This window comes from Frigoribacterium faeni (assembly GCF_011761235.1).
GTDB classification, from domain to species: Bacteria; Actinomycetota; Actinomycetes; order Actinomycetales; family Microbacteriaceae; genus Frigoribacterium; species Frigoribacterium faeni_A.
In genome coordinates, this window is the sequence record NZ_JAAOYW010000001.1 from 781 (window position 1) to 18,868 (window position 18,088).

Here is an 18,088-nt window from a genome sequence, read left to right on the forward strand (position 1 = left end):
CGGTCGCCCATGCGGGGGCGCCTCGCGCGGGCCCCGCCCCCCCCCCCTTTGGCCCCCCCCCCCCCCCCACCCGCGGGGGTCCACCCCCCACTTCGGGGTGCGGGGCCGCCTACCAGTCGTGCACGGTCCCGTCGGCCAGGCGGTTGTACGGCAGGTAGGCCTGCTCGTACGGGTACTTCCCGGCCTCGTCGACGTCGAGCTCCACGCCGATCCCGGGCTGGTCGCCGGGGTGCAGCATGCCGTCCTCGAAGGTGAAGCTCTGCCGGAACACCGAGTCGGTCCTCGAGCCGTGCTTCATGTACTCCTGGATCCCGAAGTTGTGGATCGCCAGCCCGAGGTGCATCGCGGCGGCCATCCCGACCGGCGAGATGTCGGTCGGCCCGTGCATGCCCGACTTGATCTGGTACTGCGAGGCGTAGTCGAGCACCTTGCGCAGGTGGGTGATCCCGCCGGTGTGGGTCACCGCGCTGCGCACGTAGTCGATCAGCTGCTCGCGGATGATCTGCTGGTAGTCCCACACGGTGTTGAAGATCTCGCCGATCGCGAGCGGCGTCGTCGTGTGCCGGCGGACGAGCCGCAGCGCCTCCGGGTTCTCGGCCGGCGTCACGTCCTCGAGCCAGAACAGGTCGTAGGGCTCCAGGCTCTTGCCGAGCTGTGCCGCCTGGATCGGCGTCATGCGGTGGTGGCCGTCGTGCAGCAGGGGGATCTCGGGCCCGAACTCGTTCCGGACGGCCTCGAAGACGGTGGGCACGTGTCGCAGGTACGACCGGGTGTCCCAGTCCTCCTCGTTCGGCAGGGAGCCCCGCTGGGCGGGCTCGTGGTCGTAGCGGACGCCCGCGTTCGCGTCGAAGGTGGCGTTCGAGGCGATGCCGTAGATCGAGGCGAGCCCCGGCACGCCGGTCTGCACGCGGATCGCCCGGTAGCCCTGCTCCTGGTGGTCGCGGACGCTGTCGAACAGCTCGTCGAGGTCCTTGCCGGAGGCGTGGCCGTAGGTGAGCAGACCGGTGCGGGACGCGCCGCCCAGCAGCTGGTAGAGCGGCATGCCGGCGACCTTCGCCTTGATGTCCCAGAGCGCGACGTCGACGGCGGCGATCGCGGCCATCGTGACGGGGCCGCGCCGCCAGTAGGCGCTGCGGTAGAGGAACTGCCAGGTGTCCTCGATGCGCGCGGGGTCGCGGCCGAGCAGCAGGGGCACGACGTGCTCGTCGAGGTAGGCGACGACCGCGAGCTCCCGGCCGTTGAGGGTGGCGTCGCCGAGCCCGGTGACCCCTTCGTCGGTCGTCAGCTTCAGCGTGACGAAGTTGCGGTCCGGGCTGGTGACGACGACCTCGGCCTTGTCGATCCTCATCTGGTCTCCTTCGACGGTGCGGGCACGGGGGCGACCCGCCGCCCGTCGGCGGTCCGGCGTCGTCGCCCTCTCCGACAGCCTGGCGCACGACGCGCTCAGGCGCCAGGTGCCGTCGTCCCCGTCGAGGCCGAGGAGGCGTCGGCCGGCCCGTCGGGGACGAGACCCGCCCCGGGCACACCGGCTCGCACCCCGGCCGGCGCGCCGCCTCCGGTGCCGTCCTCCGCCCTGGCCGCGTCGCGGGCGAGCAGCGTCGCCGCGGCGACCGCGGCCGGCATGACGACGACGGCGCCGAGGGGGACGAGGAAGGAGAGCCAGGTCGCGGTGCCGAGGCCGAGGGTCCGCGCCCGGTTCACGGAGAGGGCGCGTCGCCGTTGGCGCAGCGTCCGGCCGCGGGCGTCGAAGGCCCAGCCGGTCAGCTCGACGGCGAGGAACCACCCGCCCGTGAGCGCGCCGAGCACGGGCACCACCGTCTGCCCGACGACGGGGACGAAGCCCCCGACGAAGAGGCACGCCCCCACGGCGGCGGCCGCGGCGAGGAGCCGCAGCGAGTCGCCGGCGCTCCGCAGCAGGCCCCGCCAGAAACCGCGGTCGTCGTCGGGCGGTGCGTCGCCCTCCTGCTGCTCGACCCGCCGCCAGATGCGCTCGTAGAACGGGTCGCCGACGAGCAGGGTGACGGCCGTGAAGGTGACCACGGCCAGCAGAACCGAGAGCAGGGCGATCGCGGCGGCGACGCCGGTGCGCACGACCAGGCGGCCGGCGTCGGGCCACCGGTCGGCGAACGGCGTGGCCGCGACGGCGAGGTCGTCGGCGACCCCGTTCACGAGCACCAGCAGGCCGACGAAGACGGCCCCGACGATCAGGGCGGGCACGGCCCCGAGCAGCATCAGCCGCGGCGACGAGCCCCAGAGCCGCAGGCCGCGGCCGAGCAGGGCAACGCCCGACCCGAACTCGCGGAGCGCCGACACGTCAGCGTCCCCCGGCCGTCCGGCGGCCCACGTCAGCGCACCTCGAGCGGCACCGGGCCGGTCGGCGCGGGGAAGGCCCGCTCGAGCTGCGCGACGGCCTGGTCGTCGATGTCGACGGCGAGCGCCGCCGCGTCCTCGCGCACGTGCTCGACGCTGCCGGCCTTGACGGCGAGCAGCACGTCGGGCGCGAGGCGCAGCACCCAGGCGACCGCGAGCTGGGCGGGCGTCACCCCCAGCTCCGCCGCCACGGAGGCGACGACCGGGTGGTCGAGCAGCTCGCCGTGGTCGACGGGGGAGTACGCCATGAGCGGCGTCCCCGTCTCGCGCAGGCGCGGCAGGAGGTCGTGCTCCGGGCCGCGACGCGCGAGGTTGTAGAGCACCTGGTCCGTCTGCGGCACCGAGGACGATCCGGTGACGCGGGCGAGGTCGTCGAGGTCGTCGACGTCGAAGTTGCTGACGCCCCAGCCGCCGATCGCGCCCTCCGCGACCAGCGCCTCCATGGCCTCGACGGTGTCCTCGAGCGGGTTGCCGCCACGCCAGTGCAGCAGGTAGAGATCGAGCCGGTCGGTGCCGAGGCGGGCGAGGCTGGCGTGACAGGCCTCGACGGTGCCCCGGCGGCTCGCGTTCGAGGGCAGGACCTTGCTGACGAGGAACACCTCGTCGCGCCGTTCCGCGATCGCCTCGCCGACGAGCGTCTCGGAGGCGCCGTGCCCGTACATCTCGGCCGTGTCGACGAGGGTCATGCCGAGGTCGAGGCCCTCGCGCAGCGCGGCCAGCTCGCCCTCGCGGCGGCGGGGGTCGTCGCCGAGCTCCCAGGTGCCGAGGCCGAGGGCGGGCGCGGTGCGCCCGTCGGGGAACGTGACGCGGGGGTTCTCGTGCGCAGACATGCGCCCAGTGTGCCCTCCGCGTCGTCCCCAGGCCCGGCGTCGTGACTCCTCCACAGGGCGGCGCCGCCGCGACGGTCGTCCCCAGTCGAGGAGGTGCGGGTCGACCCTGCGTCACCGCTCCGGCACCGTGGTCCCCATGACCACCACAGACCGGACCGTCCCGCCCCTGCCCAGAAGCTCCTCCGAGTCCGCCCTCGCCCAGTGGGCGAGCGTCGTGTGCGACGAGCCCTGCGACGAGGACCTCGCCTACGTCGTCCTCTTCGACGCGCGGGGCCGCCTCTGCGCGTCCGTCATCCGGCTCCGCGGGCTGCCGCGGCTGCCGTACGGCCGTGACGTCGCCGTCCTCGAGCGGGTCGTCCGTGACCAGGCGAGCGACGTGCGCGCCCGGTCGGTCGTCCTCGTCTGGCAGCGCGAGCGCGAGACGGCGCTCGACGAGCTCGCCGTCTCGACCTGGGCGAGCGGCCTCGACGACCGCCTCCGTCGGGGTCCGTTGACCCTCCGCGGCCAGGTCCGTCGGTCGCCCGGCGGCTTCGACCCAGCCCCGCGGCTCGAGGGGCGCGTGACGGCGTCCGACCTGCCCGACGGGTTCGACGTGCCCGGCGAGGGCCCCGAGCTCATCCCCATGCGCAACCCGCACCACTGACACGACTGCCCGCCCGGCGCCTCTCGGCACGGGGCGGGCAGCGATCGTCGACGGTCGGCGGGCCCCTGTCGGGGAGCCGGCTCGTCGGTCCGTCAGGCGGCGTCGGCGGCCGCGTCGAGCCTCTGCACCTCGTCGGCCGAGAGCTTGATCGTGGCGGCGGTGGCCGAGTTCATGATCGTCTGCGGGCGCGTCGACCCCGGGATGGGGATGACGAGCTCCGAGGCGTGCAGCTCCCAGGCCAGGGTGAGCACCTGGGGCGTGATGCGCCGCGCGTTGGCGATCTCGGCGAACACGGCGTGCCGCGACCCGAGGTCCGCGGCGCCCGAGATGCCGCCGAGCGGGCTCCACGGCAAGAAGGCGATGCCCATCTCGTCGCAGAGCGCGAGCTCGTCGCGACTCGACCGGAACGCGGGCGAGTACTGGTTCTGCACCGAGACGAGGCGCCCGTCGAGCACCTCGTTCGCCTCGCGGATCTGGTCGACGGTCGCGTTCGAGATGCCGGCCATGCGGATGACGCCCTCGTCGAGCAGCTCCGCCAGGGCGCCGACCGAGTCGGCGTACGGCACGGCGGGGTCCGGGCGGTGGAACTGGTAGAGGCCGATGGTCTCGACGCCGAGCCGGCGGGCCGACGCGCGCGCCGCCTCCTTCAGGTAGGCAGGGTCGCCGTTCTGGGCCCAGGCGCCGGCCTCGGGGCGGAGGTGCCCGCCCTTCGTCGCGACGAGCACGTCCGACGTGTCGCCGTGGAAGCTCTCGAGCGCCCGGGCGATGAGCGACTCGTTGTGGCCGATCTCGTGCGTGCCGGGCTGGTGGTACGCGTCGGCGGTGTCGATCAGGGTGATGCCCTGCTCGAGCGCGGCGTGGATCGTGGCGATCGCCTGCTTCTCGTCCGGGCGGCCCTCGATCGACAGGGGCATGCCGCCCAGGCCGATCGCGCTCACCGTGACGTCTCCGATGGTCCTCGTCTTCATGGGTCCTCCTCGTGCCGCGGCGTCGCGGCTCTCGTGGTCGTCGCGGCCCGTCCGTCCCGGGCGGGCCTGCCCTCCCTGGGTACGCCCGATCCGCGCCGGGCGTTCACAGGAACGGTGCACCCGGCGGGACGCCGCCCGTCGGGCGACGCCGCCCGCCGGTGCCCAGGTGCCTGGCAGGAGCCACGGCGGAGCCTGCCAGGCCGGTCGCCTACGGTCGTCTCATGACCTCCGACACGGCCCTCGCCGCAGCCCGCCCCGCCGGCCGGCGCGAGCGGGCACGGGCCCGCTGGCGTGCCGCCCGGCTCCGGCTCGACGCCTACCCGCGCCTCCGCGTCGCCTACAAGGTGGGCGTCGCGCTCGTCGGCGTCCTCGTCATCGTCGTCGGGCTCGTCCTCGTGCCCCTTCCCGGGCCGGGCTGGCTGATCGTCTTCGTCGGCGTGGCCGTGCTCGGCACCGAGTTCCCGGCCGCCCACCGGGTCACGCAGGCGGTGCGTCGCCTCGCGCGGCGGGCGCTCCTCCGGTGGCGCGCCTGGCGCGCGAGCCGGGCCGCCGCCCGCGCCTGACGGCGAGCGACGGAACCCCCCAGCCCGGGCCGGTATCGTCGAGACGTGACGCCCAGTCCTGCCTCCGCGACCGCCTACGAGGTCCTCGGCGTCCCGCCGTCGGCCTCCGACGACGAGCTGCGACGGGCCTACCGTCGCCTCGCCCGCGAGACGCACCCCGACCTGGGCGGCAGCGCCTCCGCGTTCCGCGAGCTCCAGATCGCGTGGGAGGCGGTGGGCACGCCCGAGGCGAGGGCCGCGTACGACCGGCGCCGCCCCTCCTCCTCGTCCCCCTCGAGCCGTGCCGGCTCGTCGTCCACGGCGCCCTCGCCCGGGTGGGCCCCGCCGCCGCGCGACCCGCAGCGCACCGACTCCCGTCCCCGTGCCCGCGTGCACGGGCACCCCGGCGGCGCGAACCGCGAGCGCTACCTGTCCCTGATGCGCGAGTGGGTCGGGCGCGGCGTGCCGCTCGACGACCCCTACGACGAGGCCCTCGTGCGCAGTGCCCCGCCCGAGATCCGGCACGTGCTCGCCGACGCCCTCGCCGAGGAGGCGACGGTCGCCGTCGTGACCGAGCTCGGCATCGGGTTCACCATCTGGAGCGACGTCGACGCCGGGTCCGAGGGCAAGCTCGACCACATCGTGCTCGGCCCGTCCGGCCTCTTCGCGGTGCAGTCGTCCGACTGGGGCAGCGAGGTCACCGTGTCCAAGGGCGAGCTCGTCGGCCCCGGCATCCCGCTCGACGAGCAGCCGGTCCGCGACCTGACGCGGCAGGCCCGTGCCGTCCGCCGCGAGACCCGGGTCTCGTTCACGCACCAGCTCGTGGTCGTCCCGGACGACGACCTCCCCACCGCCCTCGAGCAGGTCGGCCGCGGACGCCGGGGCAGCACGTGGGTGCTCCGTCGCTCGCTGCTGGCGCACGTGCTCCGGCACGGGCCCGAGCTCGGCGACCGCACGGGCCTCTCCGACGTCTTCGAGGTCCGGGAGCGCCTGCAGCAGGCGGTCCGGTTCGTCTGAGGCGGGCGCGGGGGAGGGCTGGCCCGACATCGGGTTCCGGGCCAGCCCCGTCGGGTCGTTCGGAGTGCCCGCCGCACCGGTTGGGTCGCGGCCCGGCCCCGGTCCGGGGGTCGGCCCGGGCGCGGTCGTGCCCCCGTCGCTCCGGGCGCCCTCCCGGGCCGGACGTGGCAAGCTCGACGGGTGACCATCCACGGACCTGCCGACGGCTGGGTCGAGAGCCCCGACGGGCGTCGCTTCTGGGGGCGTGCCGGCGCCGCGGGCCTCCTCGCCGTCGACGCCGACGACCGCGTCCTCCTCCAGCACCGCGTCGAGTGGAGCCACTTCGGCGGCACCTGGGGCCTGCCGGGCGGGGCCCGTGAGTTCGACGAGACCGCCGTCGACGGCGCCCTCCGCGAGGCGGGCGAGGAGGCGGCCGTGCCCGCCAACGCCTTGCGGCTCCGCTCGCAGTCCGTCCTCGACCTGGGGTTCTGGTCGTACACGACCGTCGTCGCGGCCGTGACGCGCCCCTTCGAGCCCGTCATCTCCGACGCCGAGAGCCTCGAGCTCCGCTGGGTGCCGCGCCGCGACCTCGACGAGCTCCCGCTGCACCCGGGGCTCGCCGCGTCCTGGCCCGGCCTGCGCGCCCAGCTCGACCTCGACGTCCACCTCGTCGTCGACGCGGCGAACGTGGTCGGGTCCCGGCCCGACGGCTGGTGGCGCGACCGCGCAGGAGGCGCCGCCCGCCTCCTCCGCTCCCTGGCCGACGCGCTCGGCGCGGGCCTGCCCACGGACCTCCTGCTCGACGCCGCGGCCGACGGCCCCGGGGCCGCCACGTCGTGGTGGCCGACGACGACGGTCGTGCTCGAGGGGGAGGCCCGGGCCGCCGCCGACGTGGACGGGCTCACCGTCCGTCGTGCGCCCGGCGAGGGCGACGACGCGATCGTCGCCGAGGTCGAGCGACGCGTCGCCGAGGCCGGCGACCGCGGCTCGACGCCCCGCGTGGTCGTCGTCACCGCCGACCGCGGCCTGGCCGAGCGCGTCGGCGCCGCCGGCGGCAGGGTCGTCGGCCCCCGGCGCCTCCTCGACCTGATCGGCTGACGGCGTCCGGGCGCCCGTCTCCCCGAGCACGACGGAGGCCCTCCCGTCCTGAGGGACGGGAGGGCCTCCGGTGCGGCCGCGGTCAGGCGGCGGGGCCCTCGCCCAGGGCGACCGTCGCGGTGTGGCTCGTGCCGGCCGCGTCGGTCCACGTGAGCTGCACCTGGTCGCCCGCGTCGTGCGCCTGGACGGCGGCGGTCAACGCGGACGCGTCCGCGACGGGGGTGCCGTCGAGGGCGGTGACGACGTCGCCCGCCACGAGGCCGGCCGCCTCCGCGGCGCTGCCCTGGACGGTGCCGGCGATCGGGACGCCCGTCCCGGTTCCCGTCGCCGTGCCGGAGATCTGCGCGCCCAGGAAGGCGGGCAGCCCGATCTGGACGGTCGAGCCGCCCTCGCCCGAGGTGATCTGCTCCGCGATCGACAGCGCGTGCGAGATCGGGATCGCGTACCCGGTGATCGGCGTCGTGCCCGAGGAGGCGGCGGTCACGATGCCGACGACCTCGCCGTCCGCGTCGCGCAGCGGCCCGCCGGAGTCGCCCGACACGACGTCCGACTGCAGCTCGATCAGGCCCGACAGGGACTCCGTGCCGCTGCCCGTCTCGCTCTGCACGGTGATCGCCTGGTCGGTGGCGAGCACGCTGCCCTCGGCCGTGACGAGGTCGCCGGTGCCCCCGGCGTTGCCCGTCGAGTGCACGGCGTCGCCCACGGCCACGTCGCCCGACGCGTCGAAGTCGACCGGCGTCAGGCCGCTGGCGTCCTGCAGCTGCAGCACCGCGACGTCGTTCGTCGCGTCCGTCCCGACCACCCGGGCGGTGTAGGTCTGGCCCGTGGTCTCGTCCGTCACCTCGATGCTGGTGGCGCCCTGCACGACGTGGTTGTTCGTCAGCACGAGGCCGTCCGCGGTCATGACCATCCCGGTGCCCGCCGACCGGTACGAGGAGTCGTAGTCCAGCGTGCTGACGATCGTGACGACGCCCTGGGTCTCCTCGGCCGTGGCGGCGGTGGCCGAGGTCTGCGAGCCGGTGCCGCCCTGCGCCTGGCCCTGGCTCTGGCCCTGGCCCGGCAGGAGCTGGCCCTGCGACGACGAGCCGTCGGAGCCGCCGAAGGGCGAGCCCTGCGAGGGCAGCTGCTGGGGGACGAGCTGGTAGGTCTGCTGACGCGCCTCGGCCGCCGCGAGGCCGACCGAGTGGCCGAGCGACCAGGCGCCGACGCCGGCGCCGCCGACCCCGAGCACGAGGGCCGCCGCGGCCCCGGTCACGAGCACCCAGCGGCCCGGTCGGCGGCGCGCGGGTCGCGGGCCGAACGCCGGGGGGACGGCACCGGCCGCGGCGGCGGCGGCCGGGTCGTGCTGCGGCGCGGTCGGCCCCGGGGCGGGCGCGGAGACCCAGCGGGCGTCCGAGCCGCCGGTGACGTGGGGGAGGGTGTGCGCCTCCGCCGGGGCGGACTCGTCCGCGGTCGGGGCGGGGGCGGGGGCAGGGGCCGTGTGGTCCGTCGGCTCCGGGGTCGTCGCGGGCGTCGGCTGGTCAGCGGTGCGGTCGGCGTCGCTCTCGCGGTCGTTCATGGGGTGCCTCCTGAGGCGGTGGTCGAGGTGATGAGGACCATGGAACGGCCCGACCCCATCGATTCCCTATGAACGGCCGAGGAGGCGGTCGTGAGTTCTCGGAGGAACAGCCGACAGCCTCGCCCCGTGTCCGCCCTGCGGCGGACGCGACTCGTCCCCAGGGCGCCACCTGTCGAAAAGCGTTGCGGTCGGATGCCGCCGATCCGATACGCTGGAGGCCGAAGGAGGTCCACGATGGCAGAGCCGGTTCACCACGTGCCCGACAAGCACAGCCCCGACGAGCACAGCCCCGACGGGCACGGCCCCGACGCGCACGCCGCAGGGCAGCAGGGCGTCCCCGGCTCCTCCCGCGAGGTCGACACCACCCTCAGCTTCAACGAGGAGTACCAGGCGCAGCTCGCGGCCCTCCAGGGCGGCGCCACCACCGACGAGGGCGAGGCCGTCGCGGCGCTCCCCTCCGGCTCCGCGCTGCTCGTGGTCCGCCGCGGCCCGAACATCGGCGCGCGGTTCCTCCTCGACTCCGACGTCACCGTCGCCGGTCGCCACCCCGACGCCGGCATCTTCCTCGACGACGTGACGGTGAGCCGCAAGCACGCCGAGTTCCGTCGCTCGGGCACCACCTTCACGGTCGCCGACCTCGGCTCGCTGAACGGCACCTACTTCGACGGCGTCCGCATCGACGAGGCGCTCCTCAGCGACGGCGCCGAGGTGCAGGTGGGCAAGTTCCGTCTCACCTTCTACGCCTCGCGCGTCGACCTGGCCACCCTGGCGCTCCAGTAGTGCCCGGCACCGCCGCCGCCCGCTCGTCGTCGACCGGGCCGGCCGACCTGTTGACGATCGGGCAGGTCCTGGCGCGTCTCAAGCCCGAGTTCCCCGACCTGAGCAACAGCAAGCTCCGGTTCCTCGAGGAGCGCCAGCTCGTTACGCCCGTCCGCACGGCGTCCGGGTACCGCAAGTTCTCCTCCGCCGACGTCGAGCGCCTCCGGTTCATCCTCGGCCTCCAGCGCGACCACTACCTGCCGCTCAAGGTCATCCGACAGCACCTCGACGACCTCGACGCCGGGCGCCCGTCCACGCTCCCGGCCGGGTCCGCCCCGGTCTCGATGCTGTCGACGGTGCGTCGGCTGTCGCGGGCCGACCTCCTGCGCGAGACGGGCGCCTCCTCGGCGCTGCTCGACGACGCGATCGCGTCGTCGCTCGTCCCGCCGGCCGAGACCTACGGCGACGAGGCCGTCGCGGTGCTCACCGCCCTCGTCGAGCTCGGGCGGTCGGGCATCGAGCCCCGGCACCTGCGCAGCTTCCGGGCCGCGGCCGAGCGCGAGCTGAGCCTCATCGAGAGCGCCCTCTCGTCGGTGGCCCGGCGTCGCGACGCGGCCGGCCGGGCACGCGTCGCCGAGCTCTCCCGCGAGCTCGCGGGGCAGCTCGAGGTCGTGCGCACGTCGCTCATCCGCTCGGCCCTCGACCGCCTCGACACGTAGACGCCGACGACCACGACGAATATCCTCGACACGCCGACTCCTCGACGCGGATGTCGCCTCGACGGAGGCCCGATGTGGGTACCGTGGGACCAGGTCGAACCATCAACCCGGTGTTGAATGTTTCGGGTCAGATCGACGACGTGGAAGGCAGCCAGATGAACGAGACAGGTTCCCCTGAGGGATCCCGCTACGAGCGGGGCCTGCTCTTCACCGACGGCATGCCCGACCTCGACATAGACAGCGGCTACCGCGGCACCGTCGCCGCCCGGGCCGCCGGCATCAGCTACCGCCAGCTCGACTACTGGGCGCGCACCGGCCTCGTCGAGCCCACCATCCGCGGCGCCGCCGGCTCCGGCTCGCAGCGCCTCTACGGCTTCCGCGACATCCTCGTCCTCAAGCTCGTCAAGCGCCTCCTCGACACCGGCATCTCGCTGCAGCAGATCCGCACCGCGGTCAACCAGCTCCGCGAGGCCGGCGTCAACGACCTGGCCCAGACCACCCTGATGAGCGACGGGGCGAGCGTCTACCTCTGCACCTCGAACGACGAGGTCATCGACCTCGTGAGCCGCGGTCAGGGAGTCTTCGGCATCGCCGTGGGCAAGGTGCTCCGCGAGGTCGAGACCAGCCTCGTCGAGCTCGACAGCACGCCGGCCGTCGATCCGTCCGACGAGCTCGCCGCCCGCCGGGGCGACCGCGCCAGCTGACTCGCGGCCGGCCGCTTGAGGCCGCCGGCACGACCCGGGCCGACCGGGTCGACCGCCGCGCGCAGCTGGCGCGGCTGACTCAGCGCGGCTGCCTCAGAGCGACCGGCTCAGCGCCCGGTCGGCTCAGCGCGTGGCAGGCTCGGCGTAGTCGCCGATCTTCGCCGTGCGCATGATGCGCTCGAGCAGCTGGTCGAAGTTGCGCGCCATCTCCTGGGCGCTCTCGCCCGGCCAGACGTGCAGGGGCTTGGCGGCGCCCTGGGCCTGCTGCAGCGACGTCCGCTCGGGCAGCTGCGGGCTCAGCACGAGGGGGCCGAACATGTCGCGCAGCTCCTTGATGCGGAACTGGTGCTCGATCGACTGCACGCGGGCACGGTTGACGATGATGCCGAGCGGCTGGAGGCGCGGCGAGAGTCCCCGACGGATCTCCTCGATGGCGCGCAGGGCACGGTCGGCCGCGGCGACGCTGAAGAGACCGGGCTCGGTGACCACGGTGACGCGGTCGGAGGCGGCCCAGGCGGTGCGCGTGAGGGCGTTGAGCGAGGGAGCGCAGTCGATCAAGACGAGGTCGTAGTCGGCCTCGACGTTGGCGAGCGCCTCCTCGAGCTTCCAGATGTCGCGGATGGACGGGTGCGGGCCGTCGAAGTTGATGGCGGACGGGCTGCCGATCATGACGTCGATCTTGCCCGTGCGGCCCTTGGTCCAGCCGCTCGGGGCGATGGCCGCGCGGACCGTCTTCTCCTTGGGGGACGCGAGCACGTCGGCCACGTTGAGGTGGCCCGCGACCGTGATGTCGAGGCCGGTGGAGACGTCGGACTGCGGGTCGAGGTCGACCACCAGGGTGCGGAGGCCCTTGGCGAAGGCCGCCGACGTGAGCCCGAGCGTCACGGTCGTCTTGCCGACGCCGCCTTTGAGAGAACTGACGCTGAGTACATGCACGACGACGACGATACCGTCACTATTCTTGAAGCGCCTGCACGCCACGTCGCCCGACGTGCGATCCCGGCAGGCTCTGCCCGGCCGTGGCGGCCCGGTCCCGATCCCCGGCGCGTCCGCCCGGCAGGCCCCGTCCGTCCCCGTCCCCGTCCTCCTGGAGGTGCTCGTCGTGAGCGTCCGACCCATCCGACTCTTCGGCGATCCCGTGCTCCGGTCGCCCTCCGACCCCGTGCGCATCGGCGATCCCCGGCTCGCCTCGCTCGTCGACGACCTCCTGGACACCGTCCGCGAGCCGGGCCGCGCGGGGGTCGCCGCACCCCAGATCGGCGTCGGCCTGCGGGCCTTCAGCTACAACGTCGACGGCGAGGTCGGCTACGTCCTCAACCCCGAGGTCGTCGAGGCCTCCGGCGAGCGGGAGCTCGTCGACGAGGGCTGCCTGTCCGTGCCCGGGTTCTGGTTCCCCACGCCGCGGTGGTCGTACGCCAGGGTCGAGGGCGTCGACCTCGACGGCGCGCCCGTGGTGCTCGAGGGCACGGGGCTGATGGCTCAGGCGCTGCAGCACGAGACCGACCACCTGGCCGGCACGCTCTACGTCATGACGCTCGAGGGCGAGACCCGCCGCGAGGCGCTGCGCGAGATCCGGTCGAGCGACTGGTGGCGCGCCTGAGCCAGAGCGACCGGCGGCGCGCCTGAGCCGACGCCGCGCCGGACGCGGCAGGCCGGCACGGTGCCCGAGCGCCGCCCGGCCGGCCGCGTCCGCGGGGGTCAGCGGGCGGTCGGGCCCGCCCCGTCGGCTCCGTGCACGGTGCGGACCGAGTCCGTGTTCGGGTACACCGAGTAGAGGTCGGCGATCTGGCCCGCGAAGTCCTGCAGCACCACGGCCCGCTTCACGCTCATCTTCGGGGTGAGGTGGCCTCCGGCCTCCGTCAGCTCGACCGGCAGCACGACGAACTTGCGGATGGACTCCGCGCGCGAGACGGCCTCGTTCGCGACGTCGATCGCCTTCTGCACCTCGGCGAGCACCTTCGGGTGCGTCGCGGCCTCCGCCAACGGCATGTCGGCGGCCTCGCCGGCGTTGTTCAGCCAGACGGGCAGCATCTCCGGGTCGAGGGTGATCAGCGCCGAGACGAACGGTCGCTGGTCGCCGACGACCACGACCTGGCCGACGAGCGAGTTCGCCCGGATCGGGTCCTCGAGCGCGGCCGGGGCGACGTTCTTGCCGCCCGCCGTGACGATGATCTCCTTCTTGCGGCCCGTGATGGTGAGGTAGCCCTCGTCGTCGAGCGAGCCGAGGTCGCCCGTGCGGAACCAGCCGTCCTGCAGCACCGCGGCCGTCTCCTCCTCGTTCTTCCAGTAGCCGGCGAAGACGTTCTCGCCCTTGACGAGAACCTCCCCGTCGTCGTCGATCCGCAGCGAGACGCCCGGCAGTGCGGGGCCGACGGTGCCGATCTTGAACCGCGACGCGAGGTTCACCGAGGCGGGCGCGGTCGTCTCGGTCAGCCCGTAGCCCTCGAGGATGCGGATGTCGAGGCTGCGGAAGAAGTGGCCGAGCCGGGTGCCGAGCGGCGCCGACCCCGACACGGCGTAGCGGACGTTCCCGCCCATGGCCTTCCGCAGCTTGCCGTAGACGAGACGGTCGAAGAGCGCGAAGCGCAGCCGCAGGCCGAGGGGCACGGTGCCCTCGTCGAGCGCGCGCGAGTGGGCGATCGCCACCGCGACCGCCTGGCGGAAGATCGCGCCCCGGCCCGAGGCCTCGGCCTTCTGCTCCGCCGAGTTGTAGACCTTCTCGAAGACCCGCGGGACGGCGAGCAGGAACGAGGGGCGGAAGGAGGCGAGCGAGGGGAGGAGCTGCTTGGTGTCGGCCTGGTGCCCCACCTTCACCCCGGCGTGCACCGAGAGCACGGCGATGAAGCGGGCGAAGACGTGGGCCGTCGTGATGAAGAGCAGGGTCGACGACCCCGGGGCGACGACGTCGCCCATGGCCACCGCGGCGTTGCGGCTGGTCTCGACGAAGTTGGCGTGCGTGAGCATGCAGCCCTTGGGGCGGCCGGTGGTGCCCGACGTGTAGATGATCGTCGCGAGGTCGTCCCCGCGGGCCAGCGTGCGCCTGCGCTCCAGCTCGTCGTCCGAGACGCCGCGGCCGGCGAGGGCGAGCTTGTCGAGGTCGCCGAGGTCGATCTGCCAGACGTGCGCGACGTCGGGCAGCTCGGGGTGCACCTCGTCGAAGCGCGCGAAGTGGTCGGGCGTCTCGACGATGACGGCGACGGCGCCGGAGTCGCTGAGGTTCCAGTGCACCTGGCTCGGGGACGACGTCTCGTAGACGGGCACGAGCAGGGCGCCGGCGAACCAGACGGCGAAGTCGACGAGCGTCCACTCGTACCGGGTGCGGCTCATCAGGCCGACGACGTCGCCGGGCTCGATGCCCGAGGCGATCAGGCCCTTGGCGACCTCGCGGACGCGCGAGGCGAACTCGGCGGCCGTGACGTCGGTCCAGCCGCCCGTGCCGTCGGGGACGGCGAAGAGGGGGTCGTTCGGCGTCGCCGCGGCCCGCTCGACGAGCAGGTCGGTCGCGTTGGCGGACGGGTCCGCGGGGACCACGAGGGGGACGGTGTGTTCGTTCACGGCAGCTCCTTCGGCACCGAGCAGGGTCCGACGAGCTTAGCGGGAGCCGCTCCACGGCGGTCGGGGCCGCCGCCGGGAGGTCGTGGACCGCCCCGGGCGCGCCCGAGGATAGACTCGGTGCTCGTGCAGGCAATCGGTATCGACATCGGCGGAACGAAGATCGCGGGCGGGGTCGTCACCGAGCTGGGCGAGATCGTCGCCGAGGCCCGGGTCCCCACGCCCGCCGGCGACGCCGGGGCCATCGTCGACGCGGTCGTCGACATGGTCCGGCAGCTCCAGGCCCAGCACCCCGAGGTCGTCGCGGCCGGCGTGGCCGCCCCCGGCTTCATCGACGCCTCCCAGTCCGTCGTCTACTACACGCCGAACATCCCGTGGCGCAACGAGCCGCTGCGCGCCCGGCTGTCCGAGAAGCTCGACCTGCACATCACCATCGACAACGACGCGAACGCCGCGGGCTGGGCGGAGTTCCGCTTCGGCGCCGGCCGACTGGCCAGCGACATGACGATGCTCACCATCGGCACGGGGGTCGGCGGGGCGATCGTCGCCCAGGACCGCCTGCTCCGCGGCGGCTTCGGCACCGGCGGCGAGCTCGGCCACATGCGCATCGTCCCCGACGGCCTGCCCTGCGGCTGCGGTGCGCGGGGCTGCATCGAGCAGTACGGCTCGGGTCGTGCCCTGCTGCGCATGGCCGGCGAGGTCGCCGACCTGGGCGGCGTGGGGTCGGCCCTCGCCGCCGCCCGCGCGGTCACGGGCGAGCTCACCGGGCACGACGTCGCCGCCCTCATGCAGGCCGGCGACCCGGGGGCCCTCGAGGCCCTGCGCCAGCTCGGCACCTGGCTGGGCCAGGCGGCGGCCTCGCTGTCGGTCATCCTCGACCCGCAGGTCTTCGTCTTCGGCGGGGGAGTCGCGCAGTCCGGCGAGCTCCTGCTCGCGCCCGTGCGCAAGGCGTACCACGAGCACCTGCCTGCTCGTGGCTTCCACCCCGAGCCCGACTTCGTCATCGCCGAGCTCGTGAACGACGCGGGCGTCGTGGGCGCCGCCGACCTCGCCCGCCTGCACGCGTCGAGTCGCTAGACTCCGACCGCTCGAGAGGGAGGGCACCGATGCTCTACTGGTTCCTGAAGACGTTCGTGGCGAGTCCGCTCGTCCTCACCGTGTTCCGTCCGTGGGTGCGCGGCCTCGAGAACGTGCCCGCGTCGGGCGCGGTGATCTTCGCGAGCAACCACCTGTCGTTCGTCGACTCGATCTTCCTGCCGCTGGCGCTCGAGCGGCGCATCTCGTTCCTCGCCAAGAGCGACTACTTCACCGGGTCCGGCGTCAAGGGCTGGGCCATGCGCCTGTTCTTCACCGCCACCGGCCAGCTGTCCATCGACCGGTCCGGCGGCAAGGCCTCGGAGGCGTCGCTCGCGACCGGCCTCTCGGTCCTGCGTCGGGGCGAGCAGCTGGGCATCTACCCCGAGGGCACGCGCAGCCCCGACGGCAAGCTCTACCGGGGCCGCACGGGCGTCGCGCGGATGATCCTCGAAGGGCACGTGCCGGTCGTCCCGGTCGCCATGATCGACACCGAGAAGGTGATGCGGACGGGCACCAAGATCCCGAAGATCCGCCGCGTCGGCGTCGTGTTCGGCGAGCCGCTCGACTTCAGCCGCTTCGAGGGCATGGAGGGCGACCGCTTCATCCTCCGCTCGATCACCGACGAGATCATGTACGAGCTCGGCGCCCTCAGCGGCCAGGAGTACTCCGACGTCTACGCCTCCTCGGTCAAGGAGAAGCGCGTGGGCCTTCCGCGATAGGCTCGACCGCCGGGATCGATCGGTCCCTGGCCCGCCCGACACGCAAGGAAGACCGTGGTCCCCATCGCCGAACCGTCCGCAGGCGTCGCCCCCGACGCCCCCGCCTCCGACGTGATCGACGGCCTCGACTACTGGCGCACGCTCCCGATCAAGCAGCAGCCTGCCTGGCCCGACCCCTCGGCCGTCCAGGCCGCGTCGGCCGAGATCGCCGCCCTGCCCCCGCTCGTCTTCGCCGGCGAGGTCGACACGCTGCGCGACCGCCTCGCGGCCGCCGCCCGCGGCGACGCGTTCCTGCTGCAGGGGGGCGACTGCGCCGAGACCTTCGCCGGGGCGACCGCCGACCAGATCCGCGACCGCGTCAAGACGATCCTGCAGATGGCCGTGGTGCTCACGTACGGCGCCTCCGTGCCCGTCATCAAGATGGGGCGCATGGCCGGGCAGTTCGCCAAGCCCCGCTCGAGCGACTCCGAGACCCGTGACGGCGTCACCCTCCCGGCGTACCGCGGCGACATCGTCAACGGCTACGACTTCACGCCCGAGTCCCGTCGCGCCGACCCGGCACGACTGGTCAAGGGCTACCACACGTCCGCGTCGACCATCAACCTCATCCGGGCCTTCACGCAGGGCGGCTTCGCCGACCTCCGTCAGGTGCACAGCTGGAACCGCGGCTTCGCCGCCAACCCGGCCAACGCCGCCTACGAGCACCTCGCGAAGGAGATCGACAAGGCCATCCGCTTCATGGAGGCCGCCGGGGCGGACTTCGACGAGCTCAAGCGCGTCGAGTTCTACACCAGCCACGAGGGCCTGCTGATGGACTACGAGCGACCGATGACGCGCATCGACTCGCGCACCGGCGACCCGTACGTCCTCTCCTCGCACTTCGTCTGGATCGGCGAGCGCACGCGCGACCTCGACGGCGCCCACGTCGACTTCCTCTCGCGGGTGCGCAACCCGATCGGCGTCAAGCTCGGCCCGACGACCACGCCGGACGACATGCTCCGCCTGATCGACGTGCTCGACCCCGAGCGCGAGCCCGGCCGCCTCACCTTCATCACGCGCATGGGCGCAGGTGCGATCCGCGAGTCGCTCCCGCCGCTGCTCGAGGCGATCAAGGGTGCCGACGCGACGCCGCTCTGGGTCAGCGACCCGATGCACGGCAACGGCCTCACGACGCCGACGGGCTACAAGACCCGTCGCTTCGAAGAGATCATGGACGAGGTCAAGGGCTTCTTCGAGGCCCACCGCGCGGCGGGCACGCACCCGGGCGGCATCCACATCGAGCTCACGGGCGACGACGTCACCGAGTGCCTCGGCGGGTCCGAGCACATCGACGAGGCGACCCTGGCCACGCGCTACGAGTCGCTCTGCGACCCGCGCCTGAACCACATGCAGTCGCTCGAGCTCGCGTTCCTCGTCGCGGAGGAGCTCGCCGCGAACTAGCCCAGGCCGCGCCTCCCGTCCGAGGCGCCCCTGCACACGACGACGGGCCCGCCTCCCTGAGGAGACGGGCCCGTCGTCGTCTTGCCGTTGCCGGCACCGGGGGCCGCGGCGCC

At 74.0% G+C, this 18,088-nt stretch carries 18 protein-coding genes; 11 read left to right on the forward strand and 7 right to left on the reverse strand.

The window, feature by feature from the left end; translation table 11 throughout:
• Positions 1-109: 109 nt before the first annotated feature.
• The 3 genes from manD to FHR78_RS00025 all read right to left on the reverse strand — a co-directional run bounded on the left by manD (position 110) and on the right by FHR78_RS00025 (position 3,200).
• Positions 110-1,348 carry a D-mannonate dehydratase ManD gene (gene manD, locus FHR78_RS00015; protein WP_166758517.1) on the reverse strand — a complete coding sequence of 413 codons (1,239 nt, stop codon included), beginning with the start codon at positions 1,346-1,348 and terminating at the stop codon, positions 110-112.
• A 95-nt stretch (positions 1,349-1,443) separates the two neighbouring features.
• Positions 1,444-2,313 carry an EI24 domain-containing protein gene (locus FHR78_RS00020; RefSeq protein WP_208392728.1) on the reverse strand — a complete coding sequence of 290 codons (870 nt, stop codon included), beginning with the start codon at positions 2,311-2,313 and terminating at the stop codon, positions 1,444-1,446.
• A 32-nt stretch (positions 2,314-2,345) separates the two neighbouring features.
• The gene (locus FHR78_RS00025) at positions 2,346-3,200 is read right to left on the reverse strand and encodes an aldo/keto reductase (protein WP_166758518.1); all 855 of its coding nucleotides are present in this window, start codon (positions 3,198-3,200) and stop codon (positions 2,346-2,348) included.
• A gap of 136 nt (positions 3,201-3,336) precedes the next feature.
• Between FHR78_RS00025 and FHR78_RS00030 the strand changes: the two genes are divergently transcribed.
• On the forward strand, positions 3,337-3,843 hold the full coding sequence (locus FHR78_RS00030) for a hypothetical protein (protein ID WP_166758519.1): 507 nt from the start codon (positions 3,337-3,339) through the stop codon (positions 3,841-3,843).
• Positions 3,844-3,935: 92 nt separating this feature from the next.
• On the opposite strand, the gene FHR78_RS00035 is transcribed toward FHR78_RS00030, so the two are convergent.
• A complete protein-coding gene (locus tag FHR78_RS00035) occupies positions 3,936-4,811 on the reverse strand; it encodes an aldo/keto reductase (protein ID WP_166758520.1) in 876 nt (291 codons plus the stop codon).
• A gap of 221 nt (positions 4,812-5,032) precedes the next feature.
• Between FHR78_RS00035 and FHR78_RS00040 the strand changes: the two genes are divergently transcribed.
• The 3 genes from FHR78_RS00040 to FHR78_RS00050 all read left to right on the forward strand — a co-directional run bounded on the left by FHR78_RS00040 (position 5,033) and on the right by FHR78_RS00050 (position 7,447).
• Complete coding sequence (locus FHR78_RS00040; protein WP_166758521.1) at positions 5,033-5,374, forward strand: PGPGW domain-containing protein; 342 nt, start codon at positions 5,033-5,035, stop codon at positions 5,372-5,374.
• A gap of 45 nt (positions 5,375-5,419) precedes the next feature.
• A complete protein-coding gene (locus tag FHR78_RS00045) occupies positions 5,420-6,370 on the forward strand; it encodes a DnaJ domain-containing protein (RefSeq protein WP_166758522.1) in 951 nt (316 codons plus the stop codon).
• Positions 6,371-6,550: 180 nt separating this feature from the next.
• Positions 6,551-7,447, forward strand: a complete 897-nt coding sequence (locus FHR78_RS00050; RefSeq protein WP_166758523.1) for an NUDIX domain-containing protein — start codon at positions 6,551-6,553, stop codon at positions 7,445-7,447.
• A gap of 82 nt (positions 7,448-7,529) precedes the next feature.
• Here the strand turns inward: FHR78_RS00050 and FHR78_RS00055 are convergent, their stop codons facing one another.
• The gene (locus tag FHR78_RS00055; RefSeq protein WP_166758524.1) at positions 7,530-9,005 is read right to left on the reverse strand and encodes a S1C family serine protease; all 1,476 of its coding nucleotides are present in this window, start codon (positions 9,003-9,005) and stop codon (positions 7,530-7,532) included.
• A gap of 234 nt (positions 9,006-9,239) precedes the next feature.
• Here FHR78_RS00055 and FHR78_RS00060 point away from each other — a divergent pair, with 234 nt between their 5' ends.
• The 3 genes from FHR78_RS00060 to FHR78_RS00070 all read left to right on the forward strand — a co-directional run bounded on the left by FHR78_RS00060 (position 9,240) and on the right by FHR78_RS00070 (position 11,187).
• Positions 9,240-9,785, forward strand: coding sequence for an FHA domain-containing protein (locus FHR78_RS00060; protein ID WP_166758525.1), 546 nt, complete (start codon positions 9,240-9,242; stop codon positions 9,783-9,785).
• Positions 9,785-10,483 (forward strand): transcriptional regulator FtsR, encoded by a 699-nt coding sequence (gene ftsR / locus FHR78_RS00065; protein WP_166758526.1) that lies wholly within the window; start codon positions 9,785-9,787, stop codon positions 10,481-10,483. Before FHR78_RS00060 ends, ftsR begins: the two co-directional genes overlap by 1 nt.
• Before the next feature lie 155 nt (positions 10,484-10,638).
• Entirely contained in the window at positions 10,639-11,187 is a 549-nt protein-coding gene (locus FHR78_RS00070) for a MerR family transcriptional regulator (RefSeq protein WP_166758527.1), read from the forward strand.
• A 123-nt stretch (positions 11,188-11,310) separates the two neighbouring features.
• Here the strand turns inward: FHR78_RS00070 and FHR78_RS00075 are convergent, their stop codons facing one another.
• Positions 11,311-12,123: an AAA family ATPase gene (locus tag FHR78_RS00075; protein WP_166759606.1), complete on the reverse strand. Its 813-nt coding sequence runs from the start codon at positions 12,121-12,123 to the stop codon at positions 11,311-11,313.
• Positions 12,124-12,289: 166 nt separating this feature from the next.
• Between FHR78_RS00075 and FHR78_RS00080 the strand changes: the two genes are divergently transcribed.
• Positions 12,290-12,787, forward strand: coding sequence for a peptide deformylase (locus FHR78_RS00080; RefSeq protein WP_166758528.1), 498 nt, complete (start codon positions 12,290-12,292; stop codon positions 12,785-12,787).
• A gap of 98 nt (positions 12,788-12,885) precedes the next feature.
• Here FHR78_RS00080 and FHR78_RS00085 read toward each other — a convergent pair whose 3' ends face one another.
• On the reverse strand, positions 12,886-14,742 hold the full coding sequence (locus FHR78_RS00085) for an AMP-binding protein (RefSeq protein ID WP_166758529.1): 1,857 nt from the start codon (positions 14,740-14,742) through the stop codon (positions 12,886-12,888).
• A gap of 123 nt (positions 14,743-14,865) precedes the next feature.
• Here FHR78_RS00085 and FHR78_RS00090 point away from each other — a divergent pair, with 123 nt between their 5' ends.
• The 3 genes from FHR78_RS00090 (at position 14,866) to FHR78_RS00100 (ending at position 17,975) form a co-directional block, all read left to right on the forward strand.
• Positions 14,866-15,816 carry an ROK family glucokinase gene (locus FHR78_RS00090; protein WP_166759607.1) on the forward strand — a complete coding sequence of 317 codons (951 nt, stop codon included), beginning with the start codon at positions 14,866-14,868 and terminating at the stop codon, positions 15,814-15,816.
• Between the two features lie 29 nt (positions 15,817-15,845).
• Positions 15,846-16,535: a lysophospholipid acyltransferase family protein gene (locus FHR78_RS00095; protein ID WP_166758530.1), complete on the forward strand. Its 690-nt coding sequence runs from the start codon at positions 15,846-15,848 to the stop codon at positions 16,533-16,535.
• 111 nt (positions 16,536-16,646) lie between these two features.
• Complete coding sequence (locus tag FHR78_RS00100; protein WP_166759608.1) at positions 16,647-17,975, forward strand: class II 3-deoxy-7-phosphoheptulonate synthase; 1,329 nt, start codon at positions 16,647-16,649, stop codon at positions 17,973-17,975.
• Positions 17,976-18,088 lie beyond the last annotated feature (113 nt).